Genomic DNA, 25,540 nt, shown 5'->3' with positions numbered 1-25,540 from the left:
ATCAGGAATCATGCATCTCACTCGTCTATTCACAGCCACGCACAACAACGCAATCTATTGGTCGGCCTTTTCACCCGATGGCAAAAGATTGGCGACGGCGAGCCTCGACAATACCGTTGGACTGTGGGATGTCGCCACTGGGCAGCGTCATCAGACTCTGAGCGGACACGGGGATGGGGTTTCCTTTGTCGGATTTCTACCGGACGACCGTATCGTAACGACAAGTCTGGACCGAACGACCAAGATTTGGGCTGCAGATGGCGGTGCAGTCGACGCGACATTCAATGGACACCAGGATTATCCGGTGTGTACCAGTATCGCTCGCGCGGGCAATTTAATTGCATCCGGGGGGTTCGACAAAACGGTCCGGTTGTGGGATGTCTCGTCAGTAACACCATTCGCGGTGCTGACTGGCCACGAAGCCACCGTGCAATGTGTGGCAATCAGTAGCCAGGGGAAAGTGGTCGCATCAGGCGGCGACGAACAGACCGTCCGCTTGTGGAATGTCGAGACGCGTTCACCGATTTGCACCCTGACCGGGCATGGCAAGACCGTCGAGGGCGTCGCGATTTCCTCCGATGATTCGCTGGTCGCTTCGGCCGGGGCCGACGGAAACGTTCGCGTGTGGACGACCAAGGGTGAACCAGTAACAAGCTTTGAGACCGACGCTGGTCGATTGAAATCGATCACGTTTTCCCCCAACGGCCGCTGGTTGGCTGTCGGGGGTGCAGACGGGGCAATTCGCGTGTGGGATCATGCGCGTCAGATCCCACTGCTGACACTGAAAGCGCACTCAAACACGATTTACGGGGTGACGTTCAGTCCCGATAACCGACGATTCGCTTCGGCGGGATATGACCGGCAGACACATGTCTGGAATGTCTCTGCCGACTAATCTCTTGCCGCGTGGCCTTTCGACGGGTTTGCACCAGACGGCACAATCCATTCATAGCGTCGCTTGATTCGATCGACGCCCGTAAACGCGGGATCGCCTGGCGGAACAAGCACTTCGTCGATGAATGTCGCTCCCAACTTTTGAATAATTCGTTCCGAGGCAAGATTCCCTCGATCGACCGTCAGAATGACCGACATGTACCAAAGTCGAATGACACTCGAGAGCGCCAGACACGCGTCGTAGGAATAGGAGTGTCCGCGGAAGTCGGAGTGAATTTCATAGCCCACATGCCCCGCGATCAACCGCAAGTGCGCGGTATCCCCCACCCGGAAGTTGATATGGCCAACCACTCGGGAGGATTCGTCCAGGACCTTGAAGTGGTAATATGGGACAAGCCCGCGGTGCTCGTCGACATCGACAATCCGATCCAGTTCGATGCGTACGGAGCCATACGAATGCGATGAAGGAATGTCCGGTAACATTTTCCGGTTCCTGAAGTGTTGATCGTATTGATGGGCCGGATTTTGTCCGATCTTGACGCCACGCCACGGAGCAATCGCCAATCAGCGTCGGACCAGATCAAGCGGGAATCATCCAGGTCAGCCAATACGCTTGAATGAACGTCAGGGCACCGACTAACGCAGCCAAGACCACACTATGGAAGAAGACGAAACGCAGGATCTCACCTTCTCCGCCTTTTTGCTCCGTCGCAACCGCCGCCACGACGATACTTTGCGCATCGATCATTTTCCCCATCACCCCACCGGTACTGTTCGAGGCGACAATCAGGATTGGATCGAGCCCCAACTGCTCGGCAGTGATTCGCTGCAGGCTGCCGAACAAGGCATTCGACGAGGTATCGCTGCCGGTCAGTGCGACGCCCAACCAACCCAGCAACGGGGCGAAGAACGGGTAGAGCCACCCCGTGCGAGTGAATGCGAGTCCCATCGTCGCATCGCCGCCGCTGTATTTGGTTGTGAATGCGAGGGCGAGCATGGCCGCGATCGTCACCAAAGCCCATCGCATTTCCCAAATCGTTTGCCCAAACTGTGCGACAAACTCACGAGCCGGGATCTGTAGCCAGATGGCCGTCAAGATCGCCGCCAGAAAGATCCCGGTGCCCGTTGTGGAAAGCCAGGGAATGTCGAGAACAGCCTTTTCAGGTTCTGCAGTGCGATCTGCGCCTTCGAGAACGGAAGCAATCGGCGCTGTGCGATAGACACGGTCATGCAAACCGCTCACCGGCAGGCTGAATTTGGAATAACCTTTCAGAGGATTGGGGGCTTGCGGTGTGCCACCGTTCAACGTGTCTTTCACAGAAGGCCAGCCCCATAGGAAGACAAACACAGACAAGAAGATCCAGGGCATCCAGGCATTAAAGACCTGTTTTGTCGTTAATGCAGCGACCTCGACCGACTGTGCTGATTCCCTTTCATCAGGAAATCGCCAGATCGTGGCCGGCTGCCAGAACCGCATCATGACTGCCAGAACAATGAGCGAACCTAGCCCTCCCACGACATCGACAAGTGCCGGACCATGAAAGTTTGCCACGATAAACTGCAGTGTGGCAAAGGTCCCGCCACACACAACAATTGCGGGCCAGCAGGTGATCACTCCACGCCATCCCGACATGACGATCACCAACCAGGCAGGGACAATCAATGAAAAGAACGGAAGTTGCCGGCCCGCCATTTGGCACAATAACATTTCATCCAGCCCGGAGACCTTCGCCAAAGTAATGATGGGAGTTCCAAGTGCCCCGAACGCGACGGGCGACGTGTTGGCGATCAACGCCAGCCCCGCAGCAAACTTTGGCGAAAACCCCAGACCGATCATCAGCGCGGCGCAAATGGCAACGGGGGTTCCGAATCCAGCCGCTCCCTCGATAAAGGTGCCGAAACAAAAGGCGATCAGCAGGGCCTGAATTCGGCGGTCGGGCGAAATCGCAGCCACCGAACGTTTGACGACCTCGAACTGACCACTTCTGACGGTGAGATGAAACAAAAAGACCGCCGCAACGACGATCCATCCGATGGGCAAAACTCCGAAGCACGCGCCATATTCCGCCGCAGCCAACGCGGCACCGACGGGCATTCCAAACCCCCAGATGGCAACCAGCAGAGCGGCACCAAGCCCGGCGAGAGCCGCACGTACAGCACTCACTCCAACAGCGAGTGTTCCAAGAAGAATCGCAATCGGCAGCATCGCCAAAAGCGTCGACAACCACCATGAACCAAGAGGATCGTAAACCTGCACCCAAGGCATCTCTGCGATTTCCTCGAAAAAAGCCCGATCGGACAAACATCGTTGCCGATCCACCGCACGTCGTCCACAAATTCGAGAAAGCATACCGAAACTGAGCGAGGGACCTTCAGTCATCCACTCGAACGTGACACATTTCCTTGAATCGCGTCGCTCCATTGCATCACCTGCGCAAGACAATACACCGATGGAACAAGCCATGCCGAATCAAGGCGGAAAGCATTCGGGTCACGAAATAAAAACACCGCAATCAGATTAAATTGAAGCGAAACAACACGACTCCCCTTGCCAATGTCTCGATTTCGTGCTCATAATCCAAAATGAGAAGCGGGGATCACCTGTATAGGCACCATACCCGCTCTGCTTTTTCAGAATCCCCAAGTCTGTCAGGGCCAAACCAGGCCAATCGCGCTTTCATCGAGACGAAGAGTTCTCCTGGTTCCATTTCCGACGCCCAACACCACAACCCGATTCTCGGAAAGGTCGCGGATGGCCTTTTTTATCAGCACGGTCAAGCGAACTGAGCGAGAAGTCGTGCTTGAGCTTCCGCCAGAGGCCTCGGGGATCGAGGAACTGGCGCCCGAGGATTGGTCTCGCCCTGCAGACATCGCCAGATGGCTGAAACACCATTCAGAGAATCCAATCGTGCTGATCTCTGCCTATTCAGGGGCAGAACTCTTGGAAGAAATCAATCGGACAAATCCGTTCGGCCATCAGGTCTATCCGAGCGAGACATCACGAGCCGCCCCCCTGACAGAGTTCGAAGGCAACGGCCAAAACGTTGATCAGGACTTGCACGCGGCGAACGCCCAGCTTGAACGTGAGGTCCGCCTGCGCACTTCCGAGCTAAATACATTAAGACGGCAGTTCGCGATCGAAAGTGACATTTGTGCGCGGGCACAAGACGCACTACGCAAAAGCAATCAACAATCGTCACTTGCCAGCAGTATCCTGCACGACGTCAATAACTTATTGCTCGTGATCTACTTCTCGACCAAGCACGCACTCTCACAACTCGCTGAAGGCGATCCCAATCGCTCGTCCCTGGTTGCGATTCAACACGCGCGAACTCAAGCAACCGAATTGACCCGTCGCTTACGCACAGTCCTGGCAGAAGTTCCGCGTGAAGCCCCTTCGGTTGACCTCAACCATCTGATCGTCCACTCAGAACAGATTTTTCGACGACTGATTCGCGGCAACGTGATCATGACTGTCAGCCTGTCATCGGCCCCCGCGGCAGTGAACGCGGCCCCGGAAGCGATTGAGCGGATGATTCTAAACCTTATCCTGAACGCCCTGAGTGCCATTCCCGAAGGTGGTTGGGTCACAATCGAAACAGGGCATGACGATGTCGCGAACACCGACTCGCCGAAGGACAACGAACTGCCTCCAGGTCGTTATGTGAAGCTGACCGTTTCCGACACCGGCTGCGGCCCTACAACCAAAAACCGATTGCACCATCTCGACGAGCAGTTCGAAATGACAGGCCTGCCCGAGACGGCAGAATCGGCCCTTATCGCCGTCGATCAGATCGTCACCCGTTACGGAGGACGAATTGACACCACGACGTCCGTCGAAAATGGAACCAAGGTCGAAATCCGACTTCCCGCAGCGATAGAAGCTCTGGAACCGGATGCCCTTGCCACACGGGATGCGGAACTCCTGTCAGGAACGGAAACGATTCTCGTTGTCGAAGATGAAGCGTACATTCGCAAGTACATCACGATTACGCTTGAGACTCATGGTTATCGCGTCCTCGAAGCCGACGACGCCCATGCCGCGCGAGCGATCCAACAGCGGCAGACAGAGCCGATTGACATGCTGCTCGTCGATTCAATCCTGCCTGGCCTTTCTGGACGCAAGGTGGCAGAAACATTCTGGAGAACACACCCCGATTTGCCTGTCGTATTCATGAGTGGATTGATGAAGGACGAAGTCATTTCCGGCCTCCCATCGAATGCGAACACGGCGTTTCTACAGAAGCCATTCGCGACCGACGAACTGTTGATGGTCATTCGTAATACGTTCGATAGTCGAATCAAGACGTCATAGCAAAATACGTTCGGCGAATCACATCACTTTTTGCACAACTCATTGAATCAGTTCAAGCCAGAGCCGCCCGATCGAAGCCACGAGAATGTGGTGGTCACACACACCTGCCTTGCAGAGACACCGGAATCTGATCCTGCTGCTGCAGGTGCTGCCTGAAACGAACAAACAACGGCCTTGTCGCGGACAACGCCAGAACAATTGCTCGATGACAGACAACGAGTTCCACGAACGGGTTGACAACCCAATGAAATGATTCTCAGGACGTACGAGAGCAGCCTCGCGAAAGCCAGTTCATGCCAATGTCCCACGATGCCAACTTCGGTCCGTCCATGTACCCCGGTCGCCATCAGGCAGGTGTTCGCATCACGAACTGGACAAAGCCGAATCGCATCACCGCAGTCTATCTGGCACTCAGCCTCATCTGGCTTTTGCTTGTGTGTGGAGAGGCAGGAATACCGGGCTTCTCCAAATGGTCCATTGGGCTTGGCATTCTGTTCGCCATGGCATCAGGTTCCCTGATGTACTGGGTTTCGCGAAGAGAATTCGCGCCCTTCATCTGCGGATTGGAAGAATCCCCTGCGAATTCGGAAGGGCAAATCAACAGCTCGCGCTTCGAGCACGAGGAACTCCCACACTTGATCCTCGCGAACATGTCCCAGGGAGTATTCTGGACAGATCGCAATTTTCAGATTCTTGGATGCAATCGAGCCTTCGCGGAACTCCTTGGCCTGGTGGATCCAAAGAGTTTATATGGCACGACGGTCAACGCACTTCCGCTTCTTCGAACGACGGACGCCCGGCGCATCGAGCGAAGAGTGCGCGAGGTCACTCAGTCCAGAACAGCACAACACCATGGTGTGGAACAATGGACCATCCGCGGTGGCAATGCGGCCTGGATCAACACGAGTACGGTTCCCATTCTATCGCAACAGAACCAGGTTGTGGGAACGATTGGATTCTGGGAAGACCTGACAGATCACCGCCAGTCAAAGCTCGATTGGCATACCAGTGAGGAAGCCCTTCGCTTATTTATCGAGCACGCCCCCGCATCGGTCGCCATGCTCGACCGTGAGATGCGATATCTGCACGTCAGCAAACGCTGGTATCACGACTATGCCCTTGCCGCAAACGATGTGATTGGCGAATGCCACTACGATGTCTTTCCGGGAATCCCGGACCGCTGGAAAGCGATCCATCAGCGCTGCCTGGCAGGTGCAGTGGAGTGCAGCGAAGAAGACCGCATCAAACTTCATAACGGCTCAATCGAGTGGATTCGCTGGGAAATTCACCCCTGGACACGGATCGACGGGGAAATCGGCGGAATCGCGATCTTTTCTGAAAACATTACGGCTCGAAAGGAATCGCGAATCGAGCACCGGAAGCTCGCCAAAATCATCGAGCACAGCCGTGATCTGATCGCGATCGCCGAATTGGACGGCACCGTGACATTTATGAATTCCGGTGGCCGAAAAATGCTGGGGTTGGACGAAACCGGGGATTTGTTGAATCTGCACTTTACCGATTATGTTCCTGCCGAATGGAAGGAGTTCTTTTTGGATACCGTGGTTCGCACAGCCGGCGAACACGGTATCTGGGAAGGCGAAATGCAGTTGCTTCACACAAAAACCGGTGCACTGATCGATGTGTTTCGGGCGGTTTTTCTGATCTCTGAGGAAACCGGCAAAAGCTGGTTCGCAACGGTGACACGCGACGTCACCGAGCTCAAGCGAACGGAAAAAACGATCCGCGACAATGAAGAGCGACTTCGAAGACTTGTGGACGTCTTGCCCGGGGCACTGTACGTCCACAACGGAAAAGAGATTCTTTTCTGCAATCAAGCGTTCATTCGCCTGATGGGCGCGACGAGCACCGAAGAATTGCTGGGGAAATCGCCATTCATCGTCGCCCACCCCGACTATCACGCGGCGATCCGCAAACGGATCGCCGTCGGGCAAATGACGGGAAAGTTTGCCCCCGAAATGGAGATGCTGGCCGTCAGATTGGATGGACACATCTTTCCGGCCCAGGTCGTCGGAGCCTCGATCACGGGATATGGCCCCTCTGCCTTCGTCGTCGCAATCAACGACTTGACGGAACGCGACCGAACCTTTGGATTGCTGCGGTCCGTCATGGAAAGCGTCAACGACGCGATTATCACGATCGATGTCGAAGGTACGATCCATTCGGCCAATCCAGCGACCGAACGGATGTTCGATTATCCCATGCAAGAACTTCTCGGCAAGAATGTTCGAATGCTGATGCCCGAACCATTTCGAAGCAAAAGCGATCAGTTCCTCTCAAAGAGCGCCAACCCCGGGACCGCGAAACCGATTGGAATCGGACGCGAGGTCCAGGGGCGGCGCAACGATGGTTCGACGTTCCCCGTCGAACTGTCGGTCACGGAATTTCAGTTGGATCGCGAGCGGCACTTCACCGGTGTCATCCGCGATATCACTGCCCGAAAGCGGCTGGAAACACAGTTCCAGCAAGCCCAAAAAATGGAGGCCGTCGGTCGACTGGCAGGCGGCGTGGCACACGACTTCAATAACCTACTGACGGTCATCAGTGGTTATGGACAATTGCTGTTCAAAGACTTGCCGACGACTGGGTCTCAACGAGAGTGCATCACGGCGATTCTCGACGCTGGCGAGCGTGCCACGAATTTGACGCGTCAACTACTTTCTTTCAGCCGCAAGGCCGTCATCGAACCTCAACCCATTGACCTGAACATCGTCGTCGACAAAGCCGTGGGAATGCTGCGCCGACTGATCGAAGAAGACATCGTGCTTCGCGTGGAATTGCATGCGGCGAGAGCACGCATCAAAGCTGCACCAGGTGGGCTTGAACAGGCACTCATGAACCTCGTGGTCAACGCGCGGGATGCCATGCCGAATGGGGGTCAGCTCCAGATCAAGACCAACAACATGACGCCAAGGCAATTCGATGAGCCTGAGGTTCATCAATTGCCTCCCGGTGAATACATTGAACTCACGGTGTCTGACACCGGGCAAGGGATGTCCGATGACATCAAGAGCAAGATTTTCGAACCTTTCTTCACCACCAAGGATGTCGGAAAGGGAAGCGGACTGGGCCTTTCCGTCGTCCACGGCATCATCAAACAATGCGGTGGTTCGATTCAGGTCGATAGCCACATTGGTGTCGGAACCACATTTCGATTTCTCTTTCCACTGACAATGGATGATTCCCACATTCCAGAGACCGCTCCGACAGGCGAGTCCATTCGCGGTCACGAAACCGTGCTGCTTGTCGAAGATTCCCCGCCAGTCCGCAAGATCGCCAGGATCGCACTCGAAGCGAATGGATACCACGTCCTAGAGGCCTCTGGCGGTCACGAAGCAGCACACGTCTCAGCGGACTATCCCGACGCGATTCAACTTTTGCTGACCGACGTCGTCATGCCCGAAGTGGGGGGGCTAAAACTGGCAGACGCACTGCGTGCGCAGCGTCCTGACCTGCGAGTGCTGTTCATGACGGGTTACACAGACGACGCGGTCTTGCAACGCGGCGTCTCGAATTCCCACGAGAATCTGCTGCAGAAGCCCTTCACCGCAGTAGGCCTGGCAAAAAAGGTCCGCGCCGTTCTTGACGCCGCCAAATGATCCAATCGAAGTCGTGGTCGCCGAAAAACTCGAATTCACAGCTCATTCAATCACGTTCGGTCAACGGCCAGAAATCACTTCGGTTTCATGCAAGTTGAGCCCACGGCGTTCATCAATTGTCCTCGATCGGGTACTCTGTGGCCCCTCGAAGCTTCAATTCGATGGCCGTCATCCATCCACATGAATCAACTAGAACTCGCCCCTTTTGCCGGAAGCAACGCGCTTTGAACAATCCCAACTCGGAAGGATCCATTGCACCGACAGATTCCTCCGCAAATACAACTCTCGTTCGTGGCCTGGGTTTGCCGCAGTCCATCGCGCTCAACATTGCCAACATGGTCGGCATCGGCCCCTTCATTACGATTCCCGGATTCCTGGCGGCAATGCATGGTCCACAGGCATTGGTGGCGTGGGTGATTGCAGCCATCCTTGTCATCTGTGACGGATTGGTTTGGAGCGAACTGGGCGCGGCACTGCCGGGTAGTGGCGGCACATATCACTTTCTGCGCGAGATCTTCGGCAAACACAAAGTGCGATGGCTGCGCATGCTGCCATTCCTTTATGTATGGCAGTTTCTCGTCAGCGGGACGATGGAAATCGCGTCGGGATACATCGGTGCAGCACCCTACGTGGAATATATCTGGCCCGGATTGCCACTGCTTCTCAAAGAGTGGCATATCCCCGGCGGGATGAACACGCTCGCCGCAGGTTGCTGCTTGATCGTCACCTGGTTGCTTTCCCGCCGAATCGAAATTGTGGGCTGGTTTGGAATAGTCCTGTGTGCGGGAACACTGGTCGCCGTTTTTACGGTCATCATCTCTGGCCTGACGCACTTCGACGCATCTTTGCTGACGCTGCCGCCCGACGCCTTCAAGATCAACAAGGAGTGGGTGAGCGGGCTGGGAGCGGCGATGCTGATCGCCATCTACGACTATCTGGGCTATTACAACATTTGCAATCTGGGCGATGAAGTTCGCAATCCTGGCCGCACAATCCCTCGGGCCGTCATTACGTCAGTCATTGTCGTCGCCGTGTTGTACTTGTTTATGAACATTTCGATTATTGCCGTCGTGCCTTGGCAAGAGGCGATGGAATCGAAGCAGATTGCCGGCTTGTTCATGGAAACGTTATACGGCCGCCGCGTTGCCGTGATCTTCATCGGCGTCATCCTTTGGACGGTGATCGCGTCAATGTTTTCGATTACCCTCGGCTATTCACGGATCCCATTCGCGGCGGCCGCAAATGGCGACTTCTTGCCGATCTTCGCTCGCGTTCACCCGACTCAGAAATACCCGGCCATCTCATTGTGGACTTTAGGCGCCCTAACGGCGGTATTTTGCTATCTCGAGCTGAGTACGGTCATCGAAACGGCGGTCACGGTCCGCATTCTCGTGCAGTTTGTCGCACAAATTGTCGGATTGCACATGCTGCGAACAACCCGTCCCGACATTGTCCTGCCGTTCCGAATGTGGTTCTATCCCATCCCAAGCCTGATCGCACTTGTCGGCTGGCTTTTCGTCCTGGGAACTCGCCTGGAGTTGCTGTGGGCGGTGGCGGCGGTCTTGCTCAGCGGCGTTGTCGTCTACTATCTATTTGTCGCAAAACCTCAACCCGACGCGGCTTGATTAATGTCGGCGCGCCCTATCAACATGCCGAGGATTATCGATTCTTCCAGCAATCTGGATTGACCAGATTGTCCGGCCGCTCGTCGAGCAGACCCTGGACGATTTGTTTCATCGCCTGTTGGCGAAGCTGGTGAATCGACTCCTCGGAAACAAATGCCGCGTGCGGTGTCACAATCACACGCTCGTCACGGTAGAGCGGCAAGCTTAAATCGGGGGGCTCCGGTTCAAAAACGTCGAGCGCCGCACCGGCCAGATTTCCGCTCTGCAATGCATCCCACAGGGCCACCGGGTCGATCAACCCTCCTCGCGAAGTGTTGATCAGATAGGCAGTCGGCTTCATCTGTTGAAGCCGGGACGCGTTGATCAGGTGGTGCGTGGCTGAGCTAAGCGGCGCATGGAGCGAGACAAAGTCGCTTTGTGCGAGCAATTCGTCCAACGAGACCATTTGGCATCCCGTCCCGTGGTCAGCCCCGGAAGGTGTATGCGCCATCACATTCAGCCCAAGTGCCTTGAGCTTTGGCAGGAGTTCCCGGGCGATATGACCGAATCCAATCATCCCCACGGTCAATTCGCTCAGTCGGCGAAGCCCCCTTGCAGCACTCAAATCGTACTCGCCGCGTTTGGTGCGCAAATGAAAGAATGCAATCTGTCGGGCACATGCCAGCAGCAGCCCCAACGCATGATCAGAAACTTCGGATACGCAATAGTCGGGACAATTCGTGACGGGTATTCCTCGCTGGGTCGCGGTCTCAATCGAGATGTTGTCCAGACCGATTCCCAGCCGTGCAATGACGCGGCAGCGACGACAACTTTGAATCACCGCGGGCGTCACCTTGGCCCAATTGGTCGCAATCGCATCGACGTCTCGCGCGATCTGCACGAGTGTCGCTTCGTCGGTAGCGGTCGGTTCAACGAGTTCCGCGTCTACCGCCTGCAGAATCTCACGTTCAATCTCAGTATCGGGCCATGCTCGATCTGTCATTAGCACACGAAAACGCACAGCCATCATCACCCTTTTCTCGCTCGCGGAGCACACACAGAAGCAGTCCGACGAGCTTCACCGTAACTCAAATGCCAAAAGTGCAAGGCCAGCTCGAACCTGGTTGCACTTCTGCGGCGAATCGACAGCGATGTCGAACTCTGACTTGATGCCCAGCGGCAGTCACGGAAGTCCGTAGAAAGTCGGGCCACCAAAGCCCGGCGCGCCATAGCCAAACCCACCGTAGTTCACCACACCGTAGCCGAGTCCGCCATAACCCAGAGGTCCGTAGGCATACGAACCGGACATGAATGGGCCATAGGCCTGAAACATCGCGCGCTGATTGTTAACGATGTTCTGATAGACCAGATTCTGCGTCATTTGTCCCTGGAGCAATTGGCGATCATATTCGCGCTTCAGGTGGTCACGATAGGCCTCGGCCTGTTGTCGGTCGAGTTTTGCCTGATCCAGCAACTGCTGCTCTGCCGGCGAATACAATGGCGACCGCGACGAAAGCGGATCGTTCGCCCCAGCTCGGTTTCTTTGAACCTGTTCCTTGTAGGCAGCAATGAGTGCCCGCATTTGAGGCTCGTTCATGGTCTCCATCAATTGCTTGACCTCAAGCGATTTCTGCGCGTCGAAGGACATATCGACGATCAATCGCGAGAGCAGCCACGCTCGCATTTCCTCGACCGATTGGACAGCCGGAACTGGCGGCAATTCGGGTGCTGGCGCGGGAGGTAGACCGACTTCGGCCTGAGTGAACATTGCCAAAACGATCAGCAGGGTCTGCATCGCGTATCTCCTTCGGTCCCAATCCTGAACGCATTTGGCCCGCAACGTAAGTTGCCCGCTCGATTATAAACCCCACGACTCGCGACGACCAGCGGTTTGTCGAATCGACCTCCATTCGTTGCCCCGCCACACGAAAAGAAACGACTCTTTTCTTTCCGATCCACAGCCACCTAAAATACAACTTTCATCACTGAAATGACTCCCTGGCCCATCCAACATGGATTTCTTTCCAACGAGCCATTCGGAAGAAATAGACAAGACCACCAGTTTCGATGTGCCCCGCCAGGCTGTTAAAAACTTCCAAGAATTGACTTGTCCGTGGGGGATTTGCGGTGGCTGGGCGATTGACCTTTGGATGAACTCTGTCAGCCGATTCCACACGGATGTCGACTTCGCCATCCTCAGAAAAGATCAGTCTGCCGTGCTGTCTCAGTTCATTGCCGCTGGCTGGAGCACAGCAACGGCCCATCAGGGAAACCTCACTCCCTGCATCGCCAATCAAACGCTCGCTCTGCCAATTCATTGCATTTGGTGCACGAAGGAAAGTGCGACTCCACCATTCGTCGAACTGCTTCTCAATGAATCGGAGAACGGGGAGTTCGTCTACCGCCGCTGCTCCAAAGTACGGCTTCCGTTAGATCAAACATTTATCAACTCGAAATTGGGCATCCCAATTCTCGCCCCGGAAATTGTTCTTCTTTACAAATCGAAGGACCACCTCGCCCCGAGAAACGATCACGATTTCGCGCGTGCGGTTGGGACACTGGATCAAACTCCGTTGAACTGGTTGAGGGAGGCACTGAGAATCACAACTCCGGCACATCCCTGGCTTGATCGGCTTTGAAATGATCGACGCTCACGAGCCGCAAATGAGATTCCGCGAACACGACAAGCCAGACGCCCGCTCGACTGTGACATCAACGAGTCGGTGCGACCGCCCACTCGCCACCTCACATCTCAGACAGACAACACCACTTCATTTCATTCGCGCGACGTCCGTGTATAACAACGTGTCGCCAACTCGGCCGCACACTCAACAGTTCGTGCTTCTGCGGGTGACGGGAATGAATCGCGCATGATTTCGGAGTACGTCACTCGATGTTTGAAACGAAGTTTGAACCCGTGCTGTCGCAAAGCCAATTTTTACTACGCATGGCCCGCAGCCTGGGTGTCACAATGTTGATTGTGGCGCCTTCGCTGTTAATCGGAACGGTCGGATACCATGTTTTCGGTGGCCTGACCTGGGTCGATGCGCTGCTTAACGCCGCCATGATTTTGACAGGGATGGGGCCCGTTGATCAGATGCCCTCGACTGTCGGAAAGCTCTTCTCGACATTCTACGCCCTGTATAGCGGCATCGCGTTTCTGACGATGATGGCCGTCATCCTGGCTCCACTAATCCATCGGCTATTGCACACCTTTGCAATCGAGGATGATGACGAGGACAACTCCGGCGACCTAAAATCACAATCAACCAAAACTCACCCTGAACCCTAATGCACCGTGAAGGTACGTCATTTTGTCGGACCACCCGGCAATTTTGACTGGCCACTTTGGCTATTGAGGCGATTCGACGTTGATCGAACCGTGAACTCCCCCAGAATTTCCGGCCGCGATCTGAAGATTGTGACAGGTGACGTTGACCATTGAGAGCGGCGATCAGAATAATCATCAGTGAAACGGCAATGTCGTTTCCATCCCGCCGAGTTCGCCCACCTGCAGGATCATCCATGGCCGCCCACGGACCTTCACCCGCTCTTTTTTTTGACACGGTCAACGCATACCAGCGGACGGAAGTCCTGCGTACCGCGATCGAACTCGATCTGTTCTCGGCCGTGGTCAGTGGGGGGAAAACAGCAGATGAAATCGCCACGGCATGCAAGGCCTCCCCGCGGGGTATTCGTATCCTTGCCGACAGCCTGTCCATCATCGGTTTTCTTCGAAAGGAGTCCGATCTCTATGAACTGACTGAGGATTCCGCGATCTTCCTCAATCGCGCATCGCCTGCCTACCTGGGTGGCGCTCTTGAATTCTTGTTGACACCCGACATCCGTGGTGCGTTTACGCAATTGACCCAGGCGGTCAGACAGGGTGGCACCGCGATCTCAGATGAGGGAACAGTATCGCACAACAACCCCGTCTGGGTCGCATTCGCCCGCGCAATGGGCCCGGTCATGCACATGCCGGCTCAACTTCTGGCGAATCTGATCGTGGCCGACGCTCAGCAACCGCTCAAAGTGCTCGATGTCGCCGCGGGACATGGCCTGTTTGGAATCACCGTTGCTCAGCGGTTTGTCCAAGCGAACGTCACGGCGCTGGATTGGCCCAATGTTCTGGAAGTTGCGACCGAGAATGCGCGGCGTGCTGGCGTAGGCAATCGACATCACCTGCTTGCGGGCAGCGCGTTCGAACTCGACTGGGGGCATTCCTACGACATCGTGCTGTTGACGAACTTCCTGCACCATTTCGACGAACCAACCTGCCAACAGATTGCCGAAAAAACGCATCGAGCGTTGAAGTCAGGTGGACGCGCTTTAACGCTGGAGTTCATCCCGAACGCCGATCGCATCAGCCCTCCGGCGACAGCTCCTTTCGCATTGACGATGCTCGCCACGACCGCGCGTGGAGATGCGTATACATTTGCTGAATACGATCAGATTTTCACCCGCGCCGGTTTCACCAAGAACGAATTCCATGCACTACTTCCCACGAATCAACAGGCTGTTGTCTCGATCAAATCGTAACCTCGACTTGGACTCGCTTTCACGAAAACACATCTCCTGATCGAAAATTGAAATTCCATGAGAGCATATCAATACCATCGCGATTTGTTTCTGTTCTTCGTGGCTCTGCCTGCACTGATGTGTTCTCAGCAGGCCGCTCATTGTGACGACGCTACAGGCGATTGTTACGTCTTCAGCTACTTCCACGGAAATGGTGAAGACGGATTGCATCTGGCGTCGAGCTGTGATGGTCTCGTCTGGGAACCGATTAACGACGACAAGTCGCTCACAACTCCCACAGTCGGCGGCAAATTGATGCGAGATCCGTCGATCGTGCAAGGTCCAGACGGACGGTTCCACATGGTCTGGTCCAGCGGCTGGTGGGACATGGGATTCGGCTATGCGTCATCTCAGGACTTAATTCAATGGGGCGAACATCGCTTCATTCCCGTCACACACGACACGCCAAGCGCCAAAAACAATTGGGCGCCAGACCTGTTCTATGATGCAGAGAATCAGCAATTCGTGGTGACACTTGCGACAACGATTCCCGGAAAATTTCCAGAGACAGACCAGGACGGCGATCACAATCATCGGTTATACTGGCTGCTCACAAAAGACTTCGTCACATTCTCTGCCCCGACAATTGCATTCAACCCCGGATACAACAGTATCGATGGCACCATCGTCGCCATGAACGGTGGGCTGACAATGATCTACAAGGACGAACGCCCGGGGCACAAACGGCTTCATGCGGTGACCTCTGCTGGAATCGGAAAACCCTGGTCTGTCCCCGGACCACCGATTCTGACTCGTGATTGGGTAGAAGGACCAACCGTGCTGAAAACGGGCAATGTCTGGCGTTTGTACTTCGACTGCTATCGTGACGGCCATTTCGGCGCAGCGGAAAGCAAAGACGGTGTGCAGTGGACCGACATTACTGACACGCTCAAGATGCCCAAAGGAGTGCGTCATGGAACAGCGCTGACGGTCAATTCCGAGATCTTCGAGAAGCTGCTCAAACTGAAAAAATGAGTCGGTGTCTGTGCCCTGCTGCCAGTCGAGCCAGCAAGCGATCGGGCGGCGTACCGGTTCACCGTCTGGCACAAATCGAAGCTGCTCCCTCGTCGAATTGTCACTTTCCGTTCGCTTCGGGACAATAAGACGCCCCTTGCCTCATTTCGAGACTCGCCTGCGAAGTCGCCGTGGCGTTTCGCGGATCGCTTTTCGCCGTTAAAGTAGACGCTTCGAGGGCAAACACCACACCGGTCGTTTGCCTGGCACGTTCCTGCTCCGCCAGCCCCCTCGTCGCCCCGCATTCCAAACGTCGAACTCGATCCCCATAGCGCACAAAAAAGAAGCTCACATGGCGACCAATCGTCTCGAAGGCCTCCTCAAGCAATCGGTGGTTCGCGGACGTGTTCTGACGGCCCCCGCTCAACTTGCGGGTTACGACGCCGATGGACTGGGCTACAAAACATTCCGGCCCGATGCGGTGGTGATTCCCTCTGACGCCGATGAAATGATCCGGGTGCTACAGAGTGCCAAGCAGCTTGGAGTTCCCATTTGCGTGCGGGGCGCAGGCACCTCGTTGTCAGGCGGTCCCGTCGCGGCACAAGGCGGCGTCATCGTCCACACCTCCGCACTACGCAACGTTCGCAAGATCGATGTCGAAGGGTTCTGGTGCGAGGTCGAGTGCGGTGTCACACTGAACCGACTCGATGAGATTCTGGCTCCGCACGGCGTGTTTTATCCTCCCGACCCCTCCAGCGGTCCGGTCTGTACGCTGGGCGGTAACATCGCCATGAATGCAGGGGGAGCACACTGTTTTCGTTACGGCGTGACAAGCAATTATGTCCTGGGTGTCGAGGCGGTGCTGCTGGACGGAAGCGTCCATCGCTTTGGCGGGCCCGCCGGCGGTCGTGGTCCATGGCGCGAGGATTGGAAGCGGTTCATGGTCGGCTCGGAAGGGACCCTGGGCGCGTTCACACGGTTCTGGCTGCGGCTGTTACCTCGTCCGGAAAAGGTCTGGACGTTTCGTGCAACCTATTCAGACCTGATCACTGCCGAGAAAGCGATTCATGCCCTCGTCACGCATTCGTCCTTTCCGGTCGCCATTGAGTTGATGGACCCACGCTGCGTCGCCATGGTCGAGAATAGTCCGATGGCAGCAGGCCTGCCCAAAGATTCATTCATGTTGCTGACCGAAATTGACGGTCCCCCCGCTCTTGTCGATGCACGCGTTGAGGCCGTCGCCGACATCTTGCGTTCAGCCGGGTCACGCGATGTCGTGTTCAGCGACGATGACGAGCAGCGCAAGAAGCTGTGGAAAGCTCGCAAAGCGGCGGGAGGGTTGATGGGACAACTCAGCGCCGATTTTATGGTGCAAGACGCTGTGATCCCTAAAAGGGCATTGGCCGAACTTCTCCAGCTGGTCTATGACGAGGCCGACGCCGCGGGAATTCGCGCGGTGAATGTGTTTCATGCCGGTGACGGAAACCTGCACCCCAACTTTCTATTCGATTCGCGCAACCCAGGGGAACTCGAGAAAGTTGAGCATATCGGTAAGCGGCTGATGCAACGGGTTGTCGATGTCGGTGGAACCCTCTCTGGCGAACATGGCATTGGAAATGACAAGTCCGCCTACATGCCGCTCGTCTTCGGCACCGACGCCTTGCGACTCCAATTAGCCGTCCCGGCCGTCTTTAATCCCCATCACCAGCTGAACCCACTGAAGGTCTTTGCCGAACGACGATTTGAAGGTCTAAACGGCGCGACGCAAAACGGCGTCACCCCGGATGACAAGAAGCGGGTTCCGTCGGTTCATGAAACGGGTCAATCCGTGATCGCTTCGACAACAGCCGTCGAACGATATTTCGAACCGTTCCTTGATCCCATCGATGGAGTGCTCTGCTTGTCGGCAGAGTCGACTGCGACCGACGTCGAAGCCAGCGCCGCGGCTCACAAGTTGCGTTTCCCGCTTCTGATTGACCGAACCGCCACACTTCGCGTTCAGGTCAACGCGACCGGGTTCGCGCCAGCATCGTCCCGGTTCGGCGCATTCTGTGACAACATCGTGGGCATGAACTGGAAGTTGCCGAACGGGCGCACGATTCGCGTGGGCGAACGCGTTGTCAAAACGACTACCGGTTACGATCTGTTCCGATTCCTGTTGGCGAGTGGCGATCGGTTTGGTCATCCGATTGACTATGTCCTGAGGCTTCGGCCCGATTGTGGACCAACCACGATCGTCGTACTGAAAGGATCTGTCGAGCGAGTCTCCAAAGCGATTCCAGACGTGTTAAGAACGTGCTGGATGCATTGGTTCGACTCGATTGACTTCATTTCAGATCAAGACGCCAGCTCGGCGATGATTCGAATCGTCGTGAACGGTCCTATCGACGAAAGCCCTGTCGCTGAACGCTATCTGACGGAATTCGCACAGTCACATACCCTTTCGATCGACATGGAACGCAATGCGATTCCACCAACCGATGGACTGCCTGATTTCGCGTTCAAAACGGCGACGGAACACGTCATTCCATTGGCACGCGAAATCGCCAAGTCTGGCGTCCGCTGCGTAGCCCTGTGCTACAACGGTGTGGTCCACGGTTTTCTCGACGATTCAGCAGATCGCGACAATCGCATCCGCACGTTGATCAATGCACACGGCGAGCATCTGATGACAGTCGGCGGCGATTGGCACTCACGGCATCTGCCGGACCTGCCCCCTTCTACGCAGGAAACGCAATGGATCACGGCCTTTGAACACGCGGCTGACCTGCTGGCGATCAACCGATGATTTGAATTGATCAGTGCGTCCTTCACATCGAACTTAGCGTGCCCAACAGCGGCACGAAATCGGACCTTCAAAACATGCCTCCAACCAAACCATGCAACGAGACGTCGCCTGCCACTTCTTGTCAGGATATGACGAACGCCGCAGGACTCATTCCTTCGCACGAATCAGATCTCTTGGCAAGTTGCGTGCACTGCGGCTTTTGCCTGGAAGTCTGTCCGACATACAAACTGACCGGCGACGAGAACAATTCACCTCGGGGACGATTGCGGCTGTGGCGCGAAGAGGCGGAAGGGAAGCTGGCACAAGACCCGTGGACCGATTTCTATACGTCCGAGTGTGTCGGCTGTCTGGCGTGTGAATCCGCCTGCCCGGCGAACGTACCGTATGGAGAAATCTTCGAACAGATCCGCCATCAGCATGTTGCAACACATCGATCACGACCACCACTTAGCCTCCGACTGGCGGCAGCGTTGGCAACCCGCCCAGCTCTGTTCAATTTTGTCATGCTGCCTGCGCGCCTGCTGCGCGCCGTTGGGCTAGTCAGACACCGATTTCTATTCCAGGGTCAGCCGGCAGTTCTTGAATCGACAGCCGCGTACGCGAAGCGGCTGATGGACCAACATCGGCCGACAGGACCGCGCGTTGCGTTCCTGACAGGCTGCCTGATGGAATCGGTCTTCCGCGAAATCAACTTTGCCACGATCCGGGTCCTGATCGAAAACAATGTCCAGGTCCTGATTCCCCCCGATCAAGGTTGTTGCGGCGCATTCCAAGAACACACTGGACTCGACGGAGTCGACGCGCTCCGTACGCAAAATCGCCAGGCGTTTGGATCGTTGCAGGTCGACGCCGTGGTCAGCAATTCGTCAGGTTGTGGACTGGCACTAGGAAAAGCGTTGCAGGGACAACACCAAGTCCGCGATGTCTTGGGGTTCCTGGGCGAGATCGGACCCGTGGCACGTGCTCGTCGCGACGACAGCGCACGCGTCTACGTTGATTTGCCGTGCCACCTGGTACATGGCCAGAAGGCGCCCGGCATCCCCGCCAACGTACTGAATGCGACCGGATACGATTGGAGCCTCGCCCCTCAGGCACGCGACTGCTGTGGCTCCGGCGGGGTCTACAATATTCAGAAGCCGGAAAACGCACGCGAGATCCTCACGCGGAAATCGGCGTTCTTGAATGACGCCGCGGGCGATCCCGTCATCCTGGCCACTTCGAATCATGTCTGCATGATGCAATGGAACTCTGCCCGCACGGGAGGGCTCGTACAGCGTCCGTACAGCGTCAAGCATGTGATCCAACTTTTGGATCCGGGGCCGCAGTTCTCTGTTCGATCCTCAAATTGAAACGGCTGCGATTCATTCACCACATGGAATGAATCGTAGCGTGGTGTTTCGTAGGCCACCCCGGTTCCGGTGGGGACGTTCGGCTGGATGAAAGAGACCAGACCGAGATTCAATCGATCGCCATCGCGAGCATCGCAACTCGCCACAATCCGATTGTCCTTTATCCGGTCATCAGGATTCGCTTTAAGCGGCTCGAGTTCCACGGCAAGCGTAAAATCGCTGGCAGATTTGATCTTTTTGACGTCTTTCAGCGTTAGTAACTTCACAGAACCAATAAATCGGAATCTCCGAATCATCATGGTGAATCATCGGAAATCCTTTTGATCACAAACTGTCTCGTTCGTATTGTACGCCTGTTCGCGGCAAAAGAGTTTTTTTCAAACATCCTGATAATAAAGGATGAAATCATCGTGGAATTGTGTGAATCGCGCCTTGAATCGGCTCAGAACTGACCGATACTTTCGATGAGGCTTCATGACAACCGTCATGAAGCAATATTAAGCCGGATTGGCCTGATCCGAAGCCCCCGACCATCTCTCGTGGTCCCGCTCTTCGCCTCATCCCAACCGACAAATACGCCTCGAATTGTCGTCACCCGATGTGGGACTTGATCGTTCGCGCTATTGTCGGAGTTCGTCATGCGATTCATCGCCATTGATTTCCGCTATGGCAAAACAAAGCCACCCCATGCCCTCGTCATTTTGTCCATGACGAACAATGGAACGGTTTTCGCACATAGGCCGTGACAGAAAAAGTGATTTTTCCGTTCATGATGTTTTGTTTTACAGGCGAGATGATGCAACCGATGACGCCACTTCGAGGAGAGAGATCATGTCCATTGCATTCAATGCGAAAGGGTTTACGGGTGAGAGCACGACGGCTGCCTGGCTGAGCCACTATCCAGCTTGCACGCCGACACATCTGGAATATCCAGATCGACCAGTGTGGTCGCTGCTTGAGGAATCGGCAAATCAGTTTCCTCGACGCATCGCCATTCGCTATTTCAACGAACAGATCACCTACGAAGAACTCTACGACAAAGTTCGCCGCGCGGCAGCATTGTTTCAATCGCTGGGCGTCAAACCAGGTGACCGCGTTGGAATCCTCCTTCCCAACGTTCCCGAATATCTGATCGCCGCTTACGGCATCTGGATGGCGGGGGGACTCGTGGTGTCGCTCAGCCCGATGGGCGCGGCCGTCGAACTGGACGATCTGCTCGAAGCCACCGATTGCAAGTTGGTTGTCACGCTCGATCTCTTGGCCCATCTGGTGACCCACGGCCGTCATCGACCCGAACGGTTGTTGACCTGCTCAATCGCGCCACGTCTGCCGCGACTTCAAAAGCTGCTGTACAAGATCGCATCGCTGAAAGCGAATGGATTGAGTTTTGGAGTCCCGTCGAGCGAATTCCTGCATTCCGTCTCGCATACCGGCCCCATCGAAACCCCAGTGGAGACGAACTCGCACGATCCGGCATACATTCTCCCAACGGGGGGAACGACGGGCCGCGCTAAAGCGGTCACGCTGTCTCATGCCAACTTGATGGCAAACGCACTTCAACTGAAAGCCTGGTGTGGAAATCGGACTGGACGGGATACGTTCCTGGCCGTGATCCCATTCTTCCACAGCTATGGTTTGTCGACATGCGTCACGAACGGAATCGCGATGGCGGCGACACTTGTTCTGCATCATCGCTTCTATCCAGAACTGACGCTGGACTTGATCGAGTCGTCACGCCCGACGGTCTTTCCGACGGTGCCCGCGATGCTGCATGTCATGAATCAACATCTCAAGACGGCGAAACGCAAACGCGAACTGGGTTCGCTGATGTGGGTGATTTCAGGCGGCGCACCGCTCATGGAAGAAACAGCCACCGAGTTCGCGGAACACACCGGGGCGAAGGTCGTTGAAGGATTCGGACTGTCGGAATGCAGTCCCGTCACACACGCCGGACCGTTGGATGGAACCGCACGCATCGGAACGATCGGACTGCCGCTGCCTGATACGGAAGCGCTGATCGTCGACGCAGAAACAGGTGCCGAAATATTGGAGCCAGGCGAGGTCGGAGAACTGATCATTCGAGGACCACAAGTGATGCTCGGCTATTGGAACAACCCGGCCGCCACAGAACAGATCCTGCGCGACGGGTGGCTCTACACCGGCGACCTGGCGACGCAAGACGACGAGGGATTCTTCAAGATCGTCGACCGCAAGAAAGATTTGATCATTACGAGCGGGTTCAACGTTTACCCCACAGATGTGGAGTTTGTGTTGAAAAAGTTTCCCGAGGTCAAAGACGCCGCAGTCATTGGTGTCACCGATCCGCAACGAGGGGAAATCGTGAAAGCCATTGTCGCGGTGAACGACAAGTCCAAGTTTCACCTCCATCGCTTCGAGGCGTTTATCAAAGAAAACCTGGCACACCACAAGGTGCCAAAGATCATCGAGTTGGTCGAAGGTGACTTGCCACGCAATTTCCTCGGAAAGGTCCTACGCCGAAAATTGCGTGAGACGTCTTGAAAGACGCTTCACACATCCGACATCGGACTGGGGGAATGCGCCAGCCAGGTAACTAGAACAAACGACGGCTAGAACTAACGACAGAGAAACTCAGCCGAACGAGTCACCGGAAGCCGATGGTCGGCCCCATGCGAGCGACTCGTTCGGCTCAAGGAGATCGGATCGAACCATGAGCGATCTGCATTTGACGAACTTCGACGTGCATCGCGACGAACGTGGTCTGATGACCGCGATTCTGAATGTCGCCGATCAGCCAATAAACGTGTTCAACGAGAGTGTGCTGCGTGATCTCGACGGACTGATTCGAGCCATCGAATTGGATGGTTCGGTCACAGCGGTCGTCTTCCGGAGTGGCAAAGAAAGTGGCTTCCTGGCGGGTGCAGATCTACGGGTCATTGAATCATTGAACGGCCCAGAAATCGCCGAACATATCTGCCAATCGGTACAAGAATTGTTCGGCCGGCTCGAAAATTTGTCAGTTCCAACAATCGCCGTCATTCAAGGCGTTTGCCTAGGTGGCGGTTTGGAATTCGCCCTCGCATGCCGCTACCGGGTGGTCGTCGACGATCCGCGAACTAGACTGGGATTCCCAGAGGTCGAAGTGGGGCTGCTTCCGGGATGGGGTGGCACGCAGCGGCTGCCTCGGCGCGTGGGGTTGACTGCCGCATTGCCGATACTGCTCACGGGAAAAAAAGTCAACGCCCCTGACGCAGTCAGAATAGGTCTCGCCGACGCGATCTGCCCACCCACCGACGTCGACAATACACTCGTTCGCCTATTGGACTCATCACAAAGTCCCAGTCCAGGTCACCCCCAGGTACTGGCGGCCAGCTTTGCAGAACGATTCTTCCAGGTCATTTCGCCGCAGAGAATCTGGAAGGGATTCTGCGATCAAACATCGGCGGGCCAGAAACTCTCGTTGTGGTTTGCTCAGAAATCGATTGCATCCAAGGCCAAGCATTACCCCGCGCTGCGTTCGATTCTGAAGGCCGTTCAAGCCGGGCTGCGCGGTTCATCCGAGCACGGATTCGAAACAGAGCGTCATGAATTTTCGCGTCTGATGATGACCGACACACACCGAAATTTATTGAGACTTTTCTTCCTGCGTGAATGTGCGCGAAAGCCCGAAACATGGGTTCCCAAGTCAAAATCTCCCTCACGCCGCATTAAGACAGTCGGTGTCGTGGGGGGCGGTGCCATGGGAGCCAGTATCGCTCACTGGGCGTCGATCCAAGGATTCGACGTCATCTTGAAAGAAGTCAGCGCTAACCTGCTTGACGCTAGCCAGTGTCGAATCCGTGACCTCTTTGACGAATCTGTTCACAATCGGGCCATCTCTGCATCAGACGCATCTCGCTGGTTCAGCACAATTCAAATTACAACGGACTGGCGCGAATTTTCACGCGTCGATCTGGTCATCGAAGCCGTCACCGAGAAGCTGGATGTCAAACAGTCTGTCTTTCGCGAATTGGACCTCTACTGCCCTGCGCACGCAATCTTCACCTCGAATACCTCGGCCCTTTCGATCCAGAAAATTGCGACCGCACTGCCCGATCCTAAACGTGTGTTGGGACTCCACTTTTTCAATCCCGTCCACCGCATGCCTTTGATCGAAATCGTCCGGACACCCGAATCACAGGACTCTGATGTGGCCCTGCTTGTGGAGTTTGTCAAAAAGCTTGGCAAAGTCCCTGTTGTGGCGTCTGACCACCCTGGATTCGTTGTCAATCGGATTTTGTTCCCCTATTTCGAGGAAGCGATTCGTCTGCAACAGGAAGGCGCGTCTGCGGAATCCATTGATCGAGCGATGGTCCGCTTCGGCATGCCCACAGGACCGCTCGAACTGCTGGACCACATCGGAATCGATGTGGCTGCCGATGTGGCAATCTCACTGCCCGTCGACCATGAGCACGGCCCGGTGACAAGCTGCCTTCAGGAAATGGTGAACGAAGGACAGCTTGGTCGAAAATCGGGACGAGGCTTTTACAACTACAATAAGCCGGGTGGACACCGTACGACAGCAGTCCGAGTGGGAAGATCAGAAAGCCTGATTCTCGACGTTGAAATCCGCGATCGATTGACGCTACGACTGATCAACGAAGCGGCTAAGTGCCTGGAAGAAGGCGTCGTGACCGAAGCGTGGATGATCGACCTGGCAATGGTTCTCGGAACAGGCTTTGCCCCTTTCACAGGAGGGCCGTTGACGTTTGCGCAGGACCAGCGAGAAGAGCTGGTCTGCAAGCTGAACTATTATCAGACCGCATTAGGTTCGCGTTTCAGACCATCGACATGGCTTCTAACCCATGCCGATGGTCGGCCGCACGTCGGGCATTCTGCGTGAAATTGAGATCACGTATCCAATCAAAGATTTGCGATCGGAAGCGACGTACTCTTCAGAAATACTTGGCGCGGATCAGTTCAGCGCGCACACTGTCGCAATGATCCGAACTGCGACGATTGAAGATGTGCCGAAGCTGATTCAGTTCTTGTTTGAATTAGCCGACTTTGAGCATTTGAGTCACACAGTGACGCTGGACCCAGATCGTTTGCGCGAACATCTGTTCGGCCCGACTCCCTGCATCGAAGCCTTGATCGCCGAAGCAGACGGCGATCCGGTCGGTTTCGCCTTGTTCTATACGAACTATTCGACCTTTCAGTGCCGTCCGGGTCTTTATCTGGAAGACCTTTACATACAGCCCGCGTTCCGCGGCCGAGGATTGGGACGCGCACTGCTTCTGTCTGTAGCGCGATTGTCCGTCGCACGCCACTGCGGCCGAATGGAATGGGCTGTTCTGGACTGGAACCAGCAGGCGATTGGCTTCTACCAATCGCTCGGTGCACATCCTCTCGATGATTGGACCAAGTATCGGTTGAGTGGTGACGCATTGCTCAAAGCCGCCTCCTTACCTTGAACTGTT

17 protein-coding genes are annotated in these 25,540 nt (G+C 55.5%); 13 read left to right on the top strand and 4 right to left on the bottom strand.

Going from position 1 to position 25,540, the window contains the following annotated elements; all coding sequences use genetic code 11:
- The first annotated feature begins 10 nt into the window (after nucleotides 1-10).
- A complete protein-coding gene (locus tag OSO_RS0136720) occupies nucleotides 11-895 on the top strand; it encodes a WD40 repeat domain-containing protein (RefSeq protein WP_010587755.1) in 885 nt (294 codons plus the stop codon).
- Here the strand turns inward: OSO_RS0136720 and OSO_RS46575 are convergent.
- Both OSO_RS46575 and OSO_RS0136710 read right to left on the bottom strand, forming a co-directional pair.
- Entirely contained in the window at nucleotides 892-1,377 is a 486-nt protein-coding gene (locus OSO_RS46575) for a GNAT family N-acetyltransferase (protein WP_010587754.1), read from the bottom strand. The genes OSO_RS0136720 and OSO_RS46575 overlap by 4 nt on opposite strands.
- Nucleotides 1,378-1,474: 97 nt before the next feature.
- Complete coding sequence (locus tag OSO_RS0136710) at nucleotides 1,475-3,160, bottom strand: L-lactate permease (RefSeq protein ID WP_029247846.1); 1,686 nt, start codon at nucleotides 3,158-3,160, stop codon at nucleotides 1,475-1,477.
- A gap of 486 nt (nucleotides 3,161-3,646) precedes the next feature.
- On the opposite strand from OSO_RS0136710, the gene OSO_RS0136705 reads away from it, so the two are divergent.
- The 3 genes from OSO_RS0136705 (at nucleotide 3,647) to OSO_RS0136685 (ending at nucleotide 10,454) form a co-directional block, all read left to right on the top strand.
- A complete protein-coding gene (locus OSO_RS0136705; protein ID WP_010587752.1) occupies nucleotides 3,647-5,209 on the top strand; it encodes a response regulator in 1,563 nt (520 codons plus the stop codon).
- 293 nt (nucleotides 5,210-5,502) lie between these two features.
- Nucleotides 5,503-8,829 carry a hybrid sensor histidine kinase/response regulator gene (locus OSO_RS50255; RefSeq protein ID WP_010587751.1) on the top strand — a complete coding sequence of 1,109 codons (3,327 nt, stop codon included), beginning with the start codon at nucleotides 5,503-5,505 and terminating at the stop codon, nucleotides 8,827-8,829.
- Between the two features lie 224 nt (nucleotides 8,830-9,053).
- Nucleotides 9,054-10,454: an APC family permease gene (locus OSO_RS0136685; RefSeq protein ID WP_010587749.1), complete on the top strand. Its 1,401-nt coding sequence runs from the start codon at nucleotides 9,054-9,056 to the stop codon at nucleotides 10,452-10,454.
- Between the two features lie 34 nt (nucleotides 10,455-10,488).
- Here OSO_RS0136685 and OSO_RS0136680 read toward each other — a convergent pair whose 3' ends face one another.
- Together OSO_RS0136680 and OSO_RS0136675 are read right to left on the bottom strand one after the other, a co-directional pair.
- Complete coding sequence (locus OSO_RS0136680) at nucleotides 10,489-11,463, bottom strand: C-terminal binding protein (protein ID WP_010587748.1); 975 nt, start codon at nucleotides 11,461-11,463, stop codon at nucleotides 10,489-10,491.
- A 153-nt stretch (nucleotides 11,464-11,616) separates the two neighbouring features.
- Nucleotides 11,617-12,228 (bottom strand): hypothetical protein, encoded by a 612-nt coding sequence (locus tag OSO_RS0136675; RefSeq protein WP_010587747.1) that lies wholly within the window; start codon nucleotides 12,226-12,228, stop codon nucleotides 11,617-11,619.
- 217 nt (nucleotides 12,229-12,445) lie between these two features.
- Between OSO_RS0136675 and OSO_RS0136670 the strand changes: the two genes are divergently transcribed.
- The 9 genes from OSO_RS0136670 to OSO_RS0136610 all read left to right on the top strand — a co-directional run bounded on the left by OSO_RS0136670 (nucleotide 12,446) and on the right by OSO_RS0136610 (nucleotide 25,534).
- The gene (locus OSO_RS0136670) at nucleotides 12,446-13,072 is read left to right on the top strand and encodes a nucleotidyltransferase domain-containing protein (RefSeq protein ID WP_010587746.1); all 627 of its coding nucleotides are present in this window, start codon (nucleotides 12,446-12,448) and stop codon (nucleotides 13,070-13,072) included.
- 254 nt (nucleotides 13,073-13,326) lie between these two features.
- The gene (locus OSO_RS0136660) at nucleotides 13,327-13,725 is read left to right on the top strand and encodes a hypothetical protein (protein ID WP_010587745.1); all 399 of its coding nucleotides are present in this window, start codon (nucleotides 13,327-13,329) and stop codon (nucleotides 13,723-13,725) included.
- Nucleotides 13,726-13,958: 233 nt separating this feature from the next.
- Entirely contained in the window at nucleotides 13,959-14,972 is a 1,014-nt protein-coding gene (locus tag OSO_RS0136650) for a class I SAM-dependent methyltransferase (RefSeq protein ID WP_010587744.1), read from the top strand.
- 57 nt (nucleotides 14,973-15,029) lie between these two features.
- Nucleotides 15,030-15,986 carry a glycoside hydrolase family 43 protein gene (locus OSO_RS46570; RefSeq protein WP_010587743.1) on the top strand — a complete coding sequence of 319 codons (957 nt, stop codon included), beginning with the start codon at nucleotides 15,030-15,032 and terminating at the stop codon, nucleotides 15,984-15,986.
- Nucleotides 15,987-16,317: 331 nt separating this feature from the next.
- A complete protein-coding gene (locus OSO_RS49085; protein WP_010587742.1) occupies nucleotides 16,318-18,753 on the top strand; it encodes an FAD-linked oxidase C-terminal domain-containing protein in 2,436 nt (811 codons plus the stop codon).
- A gap of 173 nt (nucleotides 18,754-18,926) precedes the next feature.
- Entirely contained in the window at nucleotides 18,927-20,102 is a 1,176-nt protein-coding gene (locus OSO_RS0136630) for a (Fe-S)-binding protein (protein ID WP_162130585.1), read from the top strand.
- A gap of 831 nt (nucleotides 20,103-20,933) precedes the next feature.
- Nucleotides 20,934-22,622: a long-chain-fatty-acid--CoA ligase gene (locus tag OSO_RS0136620; RefSeq protein ID WP_010587740.1), complete on the top strand. Its 1,689-nt coding sequence runs from the start codon at nucleotides 20,934-20,936 to the stop codon at nucleotides 22,620-22,622.
- 169 nt (nucleotides 22,623-22,791) lie between these two features.
- Entirely contained in the window at nucleotides 22,792-24,963 is a 2,172-nt protein-coding gene (locus tag OSO_RS46560; RefSeq protein ID WP_010587739.1) for a 3-hydroxyacyl-CoA dehydrogenase NAD-binding domain-containing protein, read from the top strand.
- Complete coding sequence (locus tag OSO_RS0136610) at nucleotides 24,926-25,534, top strand: GNAT family N-acetyltransferase (protein ID WP_010587738.1); 609 nt, start codon at nucleotides 24,926-24,928, stop codon at nucleotides 25,532-25,534. Before OSO_RS46560 ends, OSO_RS0136610 begins: the two co-directional genes overlap by 38 nt.
- Nucleotides 25,535-25,540: the final 6 nt, after the last annotated feature.

This window comes from Schlesneria paludicola DSM 18645 (assembly GCF_000255655.1).
In the GTDB taxonomy this organism is placed as follows: Bacteria; Planctomycetota; Planctomycetia; order Planctomycetales; family Planctomycetaceae; genus Schlesneria; species Schlesneria paludicola.
This window is presented reverse-complemented; position numbering and strand designations above follow the sequence as displayed.

Bases quoted from the DNA above. Each gene is read 5' to 3' on its own strand.
- OSO_RS46575 (WP_010587754.1), bottom strand. From the start codon at position 1,377: ATGTTACCGGACATTCCTTCATCGCATTCGTATGGCTCCGTACGCATC.
- OSO_RS46570 (WP_010587743.1), top strand. From the start codon at position 15,030: ATGAGAGCATATCAATACCATCGCGATTTGTTTCTGTTCTTCGTGGCT.
- OSO_RS0136720 (WP_010587755.1), top strand. From the start codon at position 11: ATGCATCTCACTCGTCTATTCACAGCCACGCACAACAACGCAATCTAT.
- OSO_RS0136670 (WP_010587746.1), top strand. From the start codon at position 12,446: ATGGATTTCTTTCCAACGAGCCATTCGGAAGAAATAGACAAGACCACC.
- OSO_RS0136620 (WP_010587740.1), top strand. From the start codon at position 20,934: ATGTCCATTGCATTCAATGCGAAAGGGTTTACGGGTGAGAGCACGACG.
- OSO_RS0136610 (WP_010587738.1), top strand. From the start codon at position 24,926: ATGCCGATGGTCGGCCGCACGTCGGGCATTCTGCGTGAAATTGAGATC.
- OSO_RS0136710 (WP_029247846.1), bottom strand. From the start codon at position 3,160: ATGCCTTGGGTGCAGGTTTACGATCCTCTTGGTTCATGGTGGTTGTCG.
- OSO_RS49085 (WP_010587742.1), top strand. From the start codon at position 16,318: ATGGCGACCAATCGTCTCGAAGGCCTCCTCAAGCAATCGGTGGTTCGC.
- OSO_RS0136680 (WP_010587748.1), bottom strand. From the start codon at position 11,463: ATGATGGCTGTGCGTTTTCGTGTGCTAATGACAGATCGAGCATGGCCC.
- OSO_RS0136650 (WP_010587744.1), top strand. From the start codon at position 13,959: ATGGCCGCCCACGGACCTTCACCCGCTCTTTTTTTTGACACGGTCAAC.
- OSO_RS50255 (WP_010587751.1), top strand. From the start codon at position 5,503: ATGCCAATGTCCCACGATGCCAACTTCGGTCCGTCCATGTACCCCGGT.
- OSO_RS0136660 (WP_010587745.1), top strand. From the start codon at position 13,327: ATGTTTGAAACGAAGTTTGAACCCGTGCTGTCGCAAAGCCAATTTTTA.
- OSO_RS0136675 (WP_010587747.1), bottom strand. From the start codon at position 12,228: ATGCAGACCCTGCTGATCGTTTTGGCAATGTTCACTCAGGCCGAAGTC.
- OSO_RS0136705 (WP_010587752.1), top strand. From the start codon at position 3,647: ATGGCCTTTTTTATCAGCACGGTCAAGCGAACTGAGCGAGAAGTCGTG.
- OSO_RS46560 (WP_010587739.1), top strand. From the start codon at position 22,792: ATGAGCGATCTGCATTTGACGAACTTCGACGTGCATCGCGACGAACGT.